The sequence below is a fragment of the Pseudomonas asturiensis genome (assembly GCF_900143095.1).
Lineage (GTDB): Bacteria > Pseudomonadota > Gammaproteobacteria > Pseudomonadales > Pseudomonadaceae > Aquipseudomonas > Aquipseudomonas asturiensis.
Genome location: NZ_FRDA01000002.1, coordinates 367,033 through 379,720, shown reverse-complemented (window position 1 = coordinate 379,720; position 12,688 = coordinate 367,033). Strand labels below are relative to the sequence as shown.

Below are 12,688 nucleotides of genomic sequence, written 5' to 3'. Positions count from 1 at the left end.
CTGACTGTCGGTGTGTCCGGGCGGCTGCTTTCAGCGCGAACGCAGACGCAGAATCCGCGAGCCATCGAAAGGGTCGGTCAGCCAGCGGGCGACCACGCCAAAGGTCTCCAGCAGACGCTCGGGCGTCAACACATCGACCGGTGCGCCCAGCGCGACCATACGGCCTTTTTCCATGACGGCGACCCGGTCGCAGTCCAGCGCCTGATTCAGGTCATGCAGCGCGATGACCGTGGTCACCGGCAACGCCTTGACCAGGCCGAGGATGGTCAGTTGGTGCTGGATATCCAGGTGGTTGGTCGGTTCGTCCAGCAGCAGAATGCCTGGCCGCTGTGCCAGCGCCCGGGCGATGTGCACCCGCTGCCGCTCACCGCCCGACAACGTATGCCAGGCGCGCTTGATGAAGGGCAGCATGTCCACGTCCAGCAGTGCCTGACGGACAATCCGGTCGTCGTTGTCACTCCATGGAGCCAGGGCCGACAGCCAGGGCGTGCGGCCCAGTTCCACGGCATCCAGCACCGTGATCGCGTCGCTGGTCTCGGCTTGTTGTTCGACCACCGCCAGTGCGCGAGCGATGTCGCGCCGATTCAGGCCCGCCAGCGGGCGTTCGCCGAGCATGACCTGACCGCTGCACGGCTTGTGGATGCCGGACAACAGCTTGAGCAGGGTCGATTTGCCCGAGCCGTTCGGGCCTACGATGCCCAGTGTCTCACCCTGAGTGATGCGGATATCCACGTCCCGCAACAGCGTCGCGCCCCTGACCGAATAGCTCAGGCCGGTGCAACTGAGCACCGATTCTGAAACGCCGGGAATAAAAGCATTCATCGAGTTCTGTTCCCCTGAATGAGGATTAACGCAAACACCGGCGCGCCGATCAGGGCGGTGATCACCCCGATAGGCAGCGCCTGGCCTTTGATCAAGGTGCGCGAAAGAATGTCCGCAGCAATCAGAAACAGCGCGCCGCTCAGCGCGCTCAGCGGCACCAGCCGGGCGTGGCGCACGCCGCTCAGCATGCGCACTGCATGCGGAATCACCAGGCCGACAAAGCCGATGGACCCCACAATCGAGACCATCACCGCCGTCACCAGTGCCGCTGTGGCGATCAAGACGATCTGCACCCGCCGCACGGCAATGCCAAGCGACGCAGCCGAGTCGCTACCAAACGTGAACGCATCCAGCGCTCGCCTGTGCCAGAGACACACCACCAGACCGACCAGCGCGGCGGGGACGGCCAGCCACACCGAGGGCCAGCGTACGCCGCTCAGGTTGCCCAGCAACCAGAACATGATGCCGCGAGCCTGTTCGGAGCTGGCGGACTTGGTGATCAGGAACGAGGTGAGGGCGTTGAACAGTTGCGAGCCGGCGATCCCCGCCAGAATGATCTGCCCGGCGGCGGTGCTGCCTCGCGAGGAGTGGGCGAGCAGGGCGACCAGAGAGAACGCCACCAGGGCGCCGACGAAGGCACCCGCCGACATGGAAACCACGCCAGCGCCGAACCCCAGAATCGCGACCATGACCGCCCCGGTCGAGGCACCCGCCGAAATGCCCAGCAGATAAGGGTCGGCCAGCGGGTTGCGCAACAGTGATTGCAGCACCACGCCGCAAATTGCCAGCCCTGAGCCGCAGGCAGCGGCAACGATGGCGCGGGTCAGTCGGTAATTCCAGACGATGCCTTCGTCGATCGGGTCCAGCGCATAGCCCGCCGCCCACAGCTTGTTGGCCAGCACCTGAAACACCACCTGTACGCTGATCGAGGTTTCACCGATTGCAGCGCCTACGATGATTGCCAGCACCAGCACTGCGGACACCCAGAGCACATGCCCCAACGCGACAGGCAATCTCATGGAGCGCCGTTGAAGCGGTTGGCGGCTGCGGACAGCTCTTCGATGCCGGTGAACAGACGCAGGCTTGCCTGCATGCCTTCAGCGTCGATGATTACGATGCGATCGTGCTTCACGGCGTCCATGTTGCGGGTCACCGGGTCTGCCTTGAGGAATTCGATTTTCTTGCGGTAGTCGTCGGCCGGGAAGCGACGGCGATCCATACGTGCAATCACCAGAATGCTTGGATTGGCCTTGGCGATGGTTTCCCAGCCCACCGTTGGCCACTCTTCATCGGACTGCACAATGTTGCGCATTCCCAGATTGTTGAGCATGAAGTCCGGGATGCCCTTGCGGCCGGCCACGTAAGGGTCTGCGGCCAGGTCGGAGCTGGAGAACCAGAACACCGCCGATACATCTTTGTCGTGGTTCTGCTTGACGTTGGCCACCGCCGCGCTGAGGCGCGCCTTGAGGCTGGCGACCAGCGTCTCGCCACGATCCTGTACGTCGAAAATCTGCGCCAGTTGCTCGATGCTCTTGTAGATGGTTTCGATGCGGAACGGCTCCAGACGCGTGCCATCGGCGCCGACCAGGTTGTCTTTGCCTTCACAGTCCGACGGCATCAGGTAGGTCGGGATTTTCAGTTCGTGGAACTGCTCGCGGGTGCCGACTGCGCCTTGTTTACCGACCATCCATTCCAGCTGCACGGCAACCAGTTCAGGACGCTTGCCAATCACGGCTTCGAAGCTGGGGTCGTTGTCGGCCAGGCGCTCGACCTTGTCGTTCTGTGCCTTGAAGCGCGGCAGCACGTCGTTGAACCACAGGGACGTGCCGACCAGCTTGTCGCCCAGGCCCAGCTCATAGAGCATTTCAGTGCCCGACTGACCAATGGTCACCGCTTTGTTCGGTGCGCGGTCGAAGGTCAGCGAGTAGCCGCAGTTTTCGAGGGTTAGCGGATAGTGGGTCGGCGCGGCAAACCCCAGGCTGGAAAGGGTGAGGCTGGTAGCCAGGACGGCAAGGCGGGACAGTGACATGGAGTGCGACCTCGATTCGAACATGTGTCAGGGCGCAATGCACGACAGGAAACACATCCCGGCCCGCAGAGAAACAGCAGGGCACGGCGCACTATGACCTTGCGCGCGGATGTCCTTCCCGGACACCCCGCCGGTTAGTGATTGTATGCAGGTCGGCAGGTCTCCTGACTGGCACGTCATCGCCTGGCTCCGGCCTTCCCGGGGATCACCCAGTGGCAGTTGTGGAGCAGGCTCGATGCCTACAGTTGCGGGGGCAGTTTCGTTTTGGCCTCATGCAGCGAGGCGTGCGAATTCCCTGTTAGTTCCTCTCGGAAACCGACGGGCGGCATGGTAAACGATAAGGACGGGGCTCGCTATGGCTTTGCGCGAAGGCGTTGCAGGCTGTTGATCAGATGCAGGCGCATCGCGGCCCGGGCGGCGTCGCGATCCTGGTGAGCTATGGCGTCGAAGACCTGCTCCTGTTCGCGCTGCTGAATGTGCGGGTCGTCCTCGACCTTCAGTGACGCGATATTGCCAAAACCACTGCGCGTGCGTGGCAGGATGCTGCTGCCCAACTGGTTCATCACATCGGTGAAGAAGCTGTTGGCCGTACACAGGGAAATACGGCGATGGAATTCGTGGTCGGCCTGCAGGGTGTTCTGACCGGTCTTGACGCAGCGATGCAGTTCGTCGAGTGCCTGACGAATGGCGCTCAGTTGTTCTGGCGTGCGGCGTTGCGCAGCCAGCGCGGCAGCTTCAGGCTCCAGGCTCAAGCGCAGTTCGATGATTGCCACGGCGTCGCCGGGTGCGCCGATAGAAGGCTCATCCGATTGAGTGGTCCTGACCTCTGAAGCATCGACGACGAATGTGCCGATGCCGTGCCGGGTTTCAACCAGCCCTTCGGCCTGAAGACGCGACATGGCCTCGCGCACTACGGTGCGGCTGACTCCGGTTTCGCGGATGATCACCTGCTCGGTGGGCAGTTTTTCACCGCTCTGGATCTCGCCCTCGCGAATCCTGCGCGAGAACTCGGCGACCAGTTGTTGGGTCAGGCTGGAACGGCGGCCTTTCGGGGAAGCAGTGTGTTCCATGGCGGGGTGATCAGCTCCGTGTCGGGCCGCTGAGTATAACCGCACTCAAGACGTGTTTTGTGCGGGGATCGCGGCCTATACTCGCGCATTCGATAAAAATGAGGCTGCAATGTCGGACAACGCACTTTCCTCGCCAAAGAACCATCGGCGCCTGGCTGAAACCCTGGTCGACCGCTTTGCCCAGCGGATGCGCGAGGGCGTGCTTAAGCGCGGCGAAAAGCTGCCCTCGGAGCTTCATATCATGGAAGCCGAAGGCGTCAGTCGCACAGTGGTGCGTGATGCCTTGTCGCGGATGCAGGCGGCAGGGTTGGTGGAAACGCGTCACGGCGTCGGGACCTTTGTGCTCGACATGCCGCCACCGGAAGGCTTTTCCGTGGGGCCTGCAACCATCGCCACGGTGGCGGACGTGCTGAACCTGCTGGAGTTTCGTCTGAGTCTCGAAGTCGAAGCCGCAGGCCTTGCCGCGCAACGACGCAGTCCCGAGGCGCTGCTGGAACTCAAGCGGGCCTTCGACGCGTTGCTGGAAGGCCCTCAGAAGTCCGGGACCACCATCAACGCCGACTTTCAATTTCACCTCAAGATCGCCAAGGCGTCAGGCAATGCCTACCTGATCGACATCATGAAGCATCTCGGCACCAAGCTGATTCCTCGTACACGGATGAACTCGGCCTATACCGGTCAGAGCGACCGAAGTGCCTACCTTGAAGGCATCAATGCCGAACACCGGCAGATCTTTAACGCCATTGCCGAGGGCAACGTCGATGCCGCCCGCTCGGCCATGTACCTGCACCTCAACGGCAGCCGCATGCGCCTGCGCCGGACCCAGGCTTTATATAGCGACTGACATCGGTGGGACGCAGAGCGTCCTGTTCTGCTGTTATGTGCAAATCTTGTCGCAATCAACGAACGGTGGGAGGCGGCTTGCCGGCGAAGCCTTTTCTGATGCGACCTTTCAATGACTGAACTGACATCATCGCTGGCAAGCCACCTCCCACGGGTCATGCGTTCAAAGAGATGTCATCGTTGCGGCCCTTTTTGCGCTTCAACCTTCAAAGAAAGTTGTACTGCACCCCCACCCGCAATCTCAACTGGCGCTTGTCATCCTCGGCGTTGACCTTGATGTCGCCTATTTCGAAGAACGGCACCCAGTGCTTGTCCCATTTGTACTTGAAGGCTGCGTTCTGTTCGTAGTCGGTCTTGTCGTTGTCATAGCGGATGTAGTCGGCGTCGAAGTAGGTGAACTGATACTCGTACGCCCACGGACCTTTGGTGGCGTAGTTGAGCCAGACGTCGTAGCGATTGACCGACTGATCGTTCATCTGGTTGTCAGGCATGTCCCGGTTGACCCTGTCTCGGTCGAGCTTGATCGAGTCATAACGGTAGCGTCCGGACACCGTCAGTTGCTCAGTAACCTTGTAACCGACCTTGAGGCCCATTTTGTAAGCCGTGGACTTCTCGATGCTCTCCAGTGCCAAGGAGGGCGTCAGCAGCCATTTGTCGTTCAGCCTGTGCTGGTAACTGACCGTGAGTTCATGGCCGTTGCCGACAGTGTTGTCGAACGCCACGTCCTGACGATCACCTGCGGTCTTGTATTTCAGTTCCCCTTCGAAGCCCCAGCCGCTGTCCAGGCGTGTGCCGAACTTGACCCGGTCGGCGTGCATACGGGTGCTTTCCGCGTATTGGTGGCGATAGTTTATGTACGCGCTGTCGGCATGGGTCCATGCGCTCGGGAACAGGGCGGTCAGGGAGAGCAGTGCGATTGATTTTTTCATTTTTTTATTCTTGTTTGAGTGAGAAAAAGGGTTTTCAGGTAAATCGCAGGCAGCCGGATCCGATAGCCGATTCGGCCAGGGATCACACTGGCAGCAGGGTTTTCTGGGAGGCGACCTGTAGCGGTCAGCCGCTCGGGCGCACATCCATGTCGCGACTGGCCTGGATCAGCAGTCGCGAGTAGTCGTGCTGCGCCTGATCGTTGCTCAACTGATGGCTGTCGAGGGTTTCCACGATCCGGCCTTGCTGCATGACCGCCACCCGGTCGCACAGATGCGCGACCACGCCCAGGTCGTGCGTCACCATGAGGTAGGTCAGGCCTTGCTGCTGGCGCAGGTCCGCCAGCAGGTTAAGGATTTCAGCCTGCACCGAGACGTCGAGCGCCGAGGTCGGCTCATCCAGCAGCAACACGCGCGGCTCCAGAATCAAGGCCCTGGCAATTGCAACCCGCTGCCGCTGTCCGCCGGACAGTTGATGCGGATAGCGAAAGCGAAAGCTTTCATTGAGGCCGACACGGTTCAGCACGTCGCAGACGCGACGGTCACGCTGATCGATCTTGTGGATGCTCAGCGGTTCCTTGAGTGCCGCGTCAATGGTGTGACGCGGATGTAACGAGGCGTAGGGGTCCTGAAACACCATTTGCACGGTGCGGTAATGACTCGCGTCGAGCGTGCGCCCAACCTTTTGGCCTGCGACGCTCAATGCGCCGGTCCAGTGGTGATATTGACCGGCCAGGCAGCGCAGTACCGTGGTCTTGCCCGACCCTGACTCGCCGACCAGCCCGAACGACTGGCCTTGCTCGACGTGCAGGTTGACGTCGCTCAGTACCTGATTCAACGCAGCACCGGTGCCGAAGCTCAGGTTCAGTGAATTGACTTCAATCATTGCCATGGGAGCGTTCTCAGTGAGTGAGCCAGAGGGGATCGCGCTGCAGTACCGGCAGGATGGCGCGCGGACGATCCAGGCTGGGCAGTGCCGCGAGCAAGCCTTGGGTGTAAGGGTGGCGAGCCTGATCCAGTTCGTCGGCCTTGAGCGATTCCACAACGCGTCCCGCGTACATCACCAGCACACGGTCGCAGAAGTGGCGCACCATGTTCAGGTCGTGACTGATGAAAATCGGCCCGAGATCCCGCTCGCTGACCAGCTCTTCCAGCACATTGAGCACCTGGCGACGCACCGAGACATCCAGTGCCGAGGTCGGCTCGTCGGCGATGATCACTTGCGGATCGGTGATCACCATCATTGCGATCATGATCCGCTGGCCCATGCCGCCCGACACTTCGTGCGGATAAAGTTCGTAGACGCGGGCAGGTTCACGGATGTGGACCTTGGCGAGCATCTCCAGGGTGCGTTCGCGGGCTTCCTTTCGCGACACCTTGTGGTGCGCCAGGTACGCTTCGGCGATCTGCTCGCCGACCTTGATCACTGGATTGAGCGAGTATTTGGGGTCCTGCATGATCATCGACATGCGCCGTCCACGAATGCCCTGGATCTGTTTTTCGCTGCATTCGAGCAGGTTGACGTTGCCGAAGCGCAGGGTCGTGGCGGTGATGCGCGCGCTGGCCGGGTGCAGGCGCAGCAGGCTGCGGCCCACCGTGGACTTGCCCGAACCGGATTCGCCGACAATCGCCAGCTTTTCGCGGCCCAGCGTGAACGACACGTCGCGTACCGCCGCCGTGGTCTTGCCGGCGTTGTGGAACTCGACCCGCAAATCTTCTACCGCAAGCTTTATCTCAGACATGGTTGTCGTCCTTATTAATGTCATTCGCTGCGTGGATCGAGTACGTCGCGCAGGCCGTCACCCAGCAGGTTGAACGCCAGGCTGACCAGCATGATGGTCGCGCCGGGTGCGGCCACCAGCCACCAGCTTTCCAGCATGTAGCGGCGACCGCTGGAGATCATTGCGCCCCATTCCGGCAGCGGTGCCTGAGCGCCAAGGCCCAGAAAACCCAATGCCGCGGCGGTGAGTATGATGCTGGCCATGTTCATGGTCAGGCGGATGATCACCGAGGACAGGCACATCGGAATGATGTGGCGAGCGATGATCCGCAACGACGATGCGCCCTGCAGTTTCACCGCCACCACGAAATCGGCGTTGCGCAGCGACAGGGTTTCGGCCCTTGCCAGCCGGGCAATCGGCGGCCAGGCGGTGAGAGCGATGGCGATCACGGCATGCTCGAGGCCAGGGCCCAGCGCCGCGATGAAGGCCAGCGCCAGCACCAGGCTCGGGAATGAGATGAAAATGTCGGTGATGCGCATGAACAGGCTGTCCACCCAGCCACCGAAGTAGCCTGACACTGTGCCGATCATCAGGCCGATGGGGCCGACGATCACCGTCACCAGCATCACGATGTACAGCGTGATGCGCGAGCCATACACCAGGCGGCTGAATACATCGCGGCCGTACTCATCGGTGCCGAACCAGTTCTGCGCGCCAGGGCTGCGCAACGCAGCGGACAGGTCCTGAGCGAGCGGATCATGGGTCGCGATCCAGGGCGCGAACAGGGCGACGATCATCAGCGTGCTGATCACGATCAGTCCTGCCAGGGTCATCGGGTTGCGCAGCAGAAAACGCATCAGCCGCGCACTGCTGGTGGCGAAGGCTGCCAGGCTCGACGTGGGCGCCTGAAAGGCGGGTTTGGCGCTGCTTGTCATGGAAGTGGTCATCAGCGGGTTCTCGGGTCGAAGACTTTGTAGAGGGCGTCACTGATCTGGTTCAGGACCACGAAGATCAAACCAATCAGCAGCACGCAGGCCATCACCGCATTCATATCGCCCAGTAGCAGGCTACTGGTCAGGTACTGGCCGAAGCCGGGCCAGGCAAACACGGTCTCGATCAGCACCGCGCCTTCCAGCAGGCCGCCGTAGGCAAGGGCGACGATGGTCAGCAACTGCACGCGAATGTTGCGGAACGCATGGCCCCAGACGATGCGCCGTTGCGACAGGCCTTTCACCCGCGCGGTGATGATGTACTCCTGCGACAACTGTTCGAGCATGAAGCTGCGGGTCATGCGGCTGATGTAGGCGACGGAGTTGAAACTCAGGATCACGGCAGGCAGCAGAATATGGCGCAGCGCGCTGCGAAACGCCTCCCAGTCGCCGGACAGCGCGGTGTCAATCAGCAGCAGGCCGGTGCGGGTTTCGATCAGGCCGTCGTAGGCCAGACCGATGCGCCCGACGCCGCCTGCCCAGCCCAGCCAGGCGTAGAACACCAGAAAAGCCATCATGCCCAGCCAGAAGATCGGTGTTGAGTAACCGAACAAGGTGATGACCCGAGCGACGTGGTCTGCGGCGCGACCTTGATGGGTTGCGGCATAGACGCCCAGTGGCAGGCCGATCAGCACGCCGAACAGGATCGCCAGGGTTGCCAGTTCCAGAGTGGCCGGGAACACACGCGCGATGTCGTCGATCACCGGATGCCCGGTCAGCAGCGCCTTGCCCAGATCGCCGTGCAGCAGGTCCTTGAGGTACATGACAAACTGGGTGGTCAGCGGCTTGTCCAGACCCAATTCCTGATAGGCCTGGGCGTACGCGGCTGCGTCTGCGTCCGGTCCGACGATGGCCAGTACCGGGTCCAGCGGCATGACCCGGCCGATGAAGAAAGTGAGCAACAGCAGTCCGAACAGGGTCGCCGCCACTGATCCGCTGCGACGGGTGCCGTGGGCGACCCGACTGCTCCAAAATGAAATCGATGCACTCGACATGGTGTATTCCTGCCTTGGCTTGAGCGATTGAACGCGTGTGTTCAGCGTTGCTTGTAGACGTCACGCAGTCGCGTGGTGGCGGCGCTGTGCCCCAGGTATTCACGTACGTCGGCGTGAATCACCACTTCGTCGGTCATCTGCGACACCGGCATGATCGGCCCGGCTTTCTGGTCGTAGAGCGTCTGAATGCGCTGGTAGTCCGTCAGTTGTTGCCCTGGATCGCGTTCACGCTCGGCCTGCTCGATCAATTGATTGATCTCGGCGTTGTAGAACGAGGTGCGCCAGCCCTGAAAGTTGCTCAGCCGGGCTTCTTCGCGGTTGTCGGGGTTGTAGATCAGTGCGCGCAGGCTGGAGTGAGGGTGACGTTCGGCGCCGCCGCCACCACGACCGACCAGAATGTCGAAGCGCCGGTCACGCATCGCGCCGTAGATCTGGTTACCGGTGCCGGTGATGATGTTGGCGTGGATGCCTGCCTGCGCCAGCGTCGATTGCAGGCTGGTTGCGATGTTGATGAAGGGCGAATCGGTCAGCGAGCGGATAGTGATCTTGAAGCCCTCCGGGTACCCGGCCTCGGCCAGCAGGCGCCTGGCTTGCGCGACATCGAGCGCATAGCCTGGATCGTCGAGACGGGCAGGCAGGCCCAGTTGCAGCGGGCGCTGGTTGGCCACTCCGTAGTGCGGCATGACCACGTTGTTGATGCCCTGATAGTCGATCAGTGAGCGGATCGCCTGACGCACACGGATGTCCTGAAACAGCGGCTGCTCCATGCTCATGGCAATGTAATAAAGGGTACCGCGCGGGATGGTCTGCACCGTGACTTGATCCGAGCGGGTCAGGGCCTTGATGTCGGTGGCGGCCATACCGCGTGCCACGTCCAGATCGCCGCGTTCGACCATCAGGCGCAAGGCCTGGGACTCGGTCATGTTGCGCATGATCACGCGGCGCATCTTGGCCGGACCGCGCCAGTACTGATCGAAACGGCTCATGAGGATCACATCGTTGGCGCGCCAGATGTCGAGCTTGAATGCGCCGGACCCTGCCGTGTTGGTGGTCAGCCAGCCAGCACCGAGATCATCGCCTTTGGCGTGCTTGAGTGCCGTGAGGCGATCAATGACAAAGGCGCTTGGCGAGGTCGCGAGGGTGTTGAGCACCAGCATCGGATCGGTAGGTTTGGGCAGGTCGAGGACGAAGGTGGACGGGCCTTCGGTGCGCATCAGTTCGCCGACATTTTTTGCGGTGTAGCCGTACGCCTTCCAGGTCGAGGCCAGGGCCTTGTTAAGCGTCACGACACGTTGCAGCGACCAGACGACATCCTGGGCGGTCAGCGGGTTGCCGGAGTGAAAGATGACGCCTGGACGCAGATGAAAGGTCAGACGCATGCGATCAGGGCTGATCTCCCAGCGCTCGGCCAGAGCAGGAATTAACTGGTCGGGTTTGGCCGCGTCCTGCTCCAGCAGCATGTCGTACACATTGGCATTGACCTCGGCGACTTCCAGTCCGGTCGCACCGGCAGGATCGAGAGACAACAGGTTGATCATGCTCATGCCGACCACCAGTTGGTCGACCGGTGTTTCGCCGCGCGCCAGAGCGGGCGGGGTGTGCATGAATGTCGCCGTCAAGGCGAGGCAAAGCAGCCAGGGCAGGCGCTGGGGCCAGAGCTTCATGGGTGCGGTCCTTTTTTATAGTTATTAAGACGCTTGCTTGTCGAACACTTTCGCGAAGGGCGCGGCGAGTACCCTTCGTGGTACCGCCTGTCAGTAGCGTTGCACGGTATGGGTCTCGATGTAGCTGAAGTTGATGTCTTCGCCCAGTCCGGGTTTTTCGCTGAGGTGTACGAAGCCGTCTTTGTCCATTGGGTCGACCAGCGTATTGAGATAGGCCGGCACGTCATCGTATTCGAGGAACGGATGCAGCAGGCCTCGTTCGTACCAGCGACAGTTGCTGATTGCGCCCACCACCGCCAGATTGGCCGCACCGTTGCCGTGCACCTCGCAATCCATGCCAAACGATTCGGCCAGGTGCGCGACTTTCAGGCACGGTCCGATACCCCCGACTCCGGCCACGCCAGCGCGCAGGATGTCACAGGATTTGTTGGCCACCCAGTTGGCGCGGCTGTGGTATTTGCCTGCGATGCTTTCCGGTCCGAGCACCGGGATGTCCAGATTGGCCGCCAGCCAGGTATAGGATTCGGCCGAGTCTTCCATCATCGGCTCTTCAAACCAGGCAAAATCGAGCTTCTGCAGTTCGCGCCCGATGTATAGCGCATCGGTGCGGCTGTACCAGTGATAACCGTCGAGCATCAGGGCGATGTCCGGGCCGACCGCTTCACGCACTGCTGCGCAGGCCTGCACATCCATACGTGGATCGGGTGCGAACGAGATCGGTGGCATCCAGGTATGCAGCTTGATGCCTTTATAGCCGCGCTGCACCAGCTTCTCGGCGAACTGGCCGTACTCGTCCGGCGTGGAAAGACCGCCTGGCAGGTCATCGCCACACATGGTCGAGCCATAGGCCAGGACCTTGTCGCGATAACCGCCGAGCAGTTGGTGGACGGGTTGTTTCAGGGCGCGTCCTGCCAGATCCCACAGTGCCTGCTCCACCAGTGCCAGCGCACGGTCGGTGAACTGACTGGCGCTGCCGCGTTGCCAGTGGGCCAGTTCCTGCCAGATCTTTTCCCGATTCATCGGGTTCTGACCGACCACTACCTTTTTCACAAAGGATTCGATGATGTGAGGTCGGATCAATTCGGGTGGGCCAAAGGAGAAGCCTTCGCTGCCGTCGTCGCACGCGATACGCAGCATGGCCATCCTGACCGGTTTTTCTTCGCCGGGGTGGGCGTGCCCTGCGCTGTCTACAGCGCGTCGAGAGGGGAAGGTAAAGACGTCGACACTGACCGAGGTGATATTCATGAGGGCCTTCAGCGTTATTGTAGTTATTTGCAGATTTATAGTATGTCGTCATACAACGTTGAGCGAGTATTTGCGCTTTTGTAGGACGATGTCAAGGGTCGTATGATGACTTGTTGTGATATTTGGCTGTGGTTTTAGGGGGTTGTCTGGAGGTAATGGCGGGTTTACAGGCGTTCGGGGTGATATGACACCTATAAAGTCGTCATACCTTTTGTGATGATGCGACGTTTGCAGGGGTGCCCACGGCTCACGACGGCAGAGACGGGGCGCCCGGCGGCCCTTTTCTGCACTGCGCCTGATGAAACGCAACCTGAAATATTTTTCACAAGATGCGTGGCGCGGCGCAGTCAAGCGCGGTACATGGCCTGGAGGCATGATGGCACG

Annotated in this window: 12 protein-coding genes and 1 riboswitch; of the genes, 1 reads left to right on the top strand and 11 read right to left on the bottom strand. The window is 61.2% G+C overall.

The window, feature by feature from the left end:
• Nucleotides 1-30 precede the first annotated feature (30 nt).
• From BUB69_RS04820 to BUB69_RS04805, 4 genes are all read right to left on the bottom strand, one after another.
• On the bottom strand, nt 31-822 hold the full coding sequence (locus BUB69_RS04820; protein ID WP_073162905.1) for an ABC transporter ATP-binding protein: 792 nt from the start codon (nt 820-822) through the stop codon (nt 31-33).
• Nucleotides 819-1,841: a FecCD family ABC transporter permease gene (locus BUB69_RS04815; protein WP_073162903.1), complete on the bottom strand. Its 1,023-nt coding sequence runs from the start codon at nt 1,839-1,841 to the stop codon at nt 819-821. The genes BUB69_RS04820 and BUB69_RS04815 overlap by 4 nt, the downstream gene beginning before the upstream one ends.
• Complete coding sequence (locus BUB69_RS04810) at nt 1,838-2,851, bottom strand: ABC transporter substrate-binding protein (protein WP_073162901.1); 1,014 nt, start codon at nt 2,849-2,851, stop codon at nt 1,838-1,840. Before BUB69_RS04810 ends, BUB69_RS04815 begins: the two co-directional genes overlap by 4 nt.
• A gap of 137 nt (nt 2,852-2,988) precedes the next feature.
• A riboswitch (cobalamin riboswitch) is annotated at nt 2,989-3,186 on the bottom strand.
• An 18-nt stretch (nt 3,187-3,204) separates the two neighbouring features.
• Nucleotides 3,205-3,921, bottom strand: coding sequence for a FadR/GntR family transcriptional regulator (locus BUB69_RS04805; RefSeq protein WP_073162899.1), 717 nt, complete (start codon nt 3,919-3,921; stop codon nt 3,205-3,207).
• 109 nt (nt 3,922-4,030) lie between these two features.
• Between BUB69_RS04805 and BUB69_RS04800 the strand changes: the two genes are divergently transcribed.
• A complete protein-coding gene (locus BUB69_RS04800; protein ID WP_073162896.1) occupies nt 4,031-4,765 on the top strand; it encodes a FadR/GntR family transcriptional regulator in 735 nt (244 codons plus the stop codon).
• 205 nt (nt 4,766-4,970) lie between these two features.
• Here BUB69_RS04800 and BUB69_RS04795 read toward each other — a convergent pair whose 3' ends face one another.
• From BUB69_RS04795 to BUB69_RS04765, 7 genes are all read right to left on the bottom strand, one after another.
• Complete coding sequence (locus BUB69_RS04795; RefSeq protein WP_073162894.1) at nt 4,971-5,693, bottom strand: oligogalacturonate-specific porin KdgM family protein; 723 nt, start codon at nt 5,691-5,693, stop codon at nt 4,971-4,973.
• Between the two features lie 124 nt (nt 5,694-5,817).
• Entirely contained in the window at nt 5,818-6,582 is a 765-nt protein-coding gene (locus BUB69_RS04790) for an ABC transporter ATP-binding protein (protein WP_073162892.1), read from the bottom strand.
• Nucleotides 6,583-6,592: 10 nt separating this feature from the next.
• Nucleotides 6,593-7,432: an ABC transporter ATP-binding protein gene (locus BUB69_RS04785; RefSeq protein ID WP_073162890.1), complete on the bottom strand. Its 840-nt coding sequence runs from the start codon at nt 7,430-7,432 to the stop codon at nt 6,593-6,595.
• Between the two features lie 20 nt (nt 7,433-7,452).
• Nucleotides 7,453-8,358 (bottom strand): ABC transporter permease, encoded by a 906-nt coding sequence (locus tag BUB69_RS04780; protein ID WP_073162888.1) that lies wholly within the window; start codon nt 8,356-8,358, stop codon nt 7,453-7,455.
• Nucleotides 8,358-9,395, bottom strand: a complete 1,038-nt coding sequence (locus BUB69_RS04775; RefSeq protein ID WP_073162886.1) for an ABC transporter permease — start codon at nt 9,393-9,395, stop codon at nt 8,358-8,360. The genes BUB69_RS04780 and BUB69_RS04775 overlap by 1 nt, the downstream gene beginning before the upstream one ends.
• A gap of 41 nt (nt 9,396-9,436) precedes the next feature.
• On the bottom strand, nt 9,437-11,059 hold the full coding sequence (locus BUB69_RS04770) for an ABC transporter substrate-binding protein (protein WP_073162884.1): 1,623 nt from the start codon (nt 11,057-11,059) through the stop codon (nt 9,437-9,439).
• Nucleotides 11,060-11,149: 90 nt separating this feature from the next.
• A complete protein-coding gene (locus tag BUB69_RS04765; protein WP_175561651.1) occupies nt 11,150-12,304 on the bottom strand; it encodes a mandelate racemase family protein in 1,155 nt (384 codons plus the stop codon).
• Nucleotides 12,305-12,688: the final 384 nt, after the last annotated feature.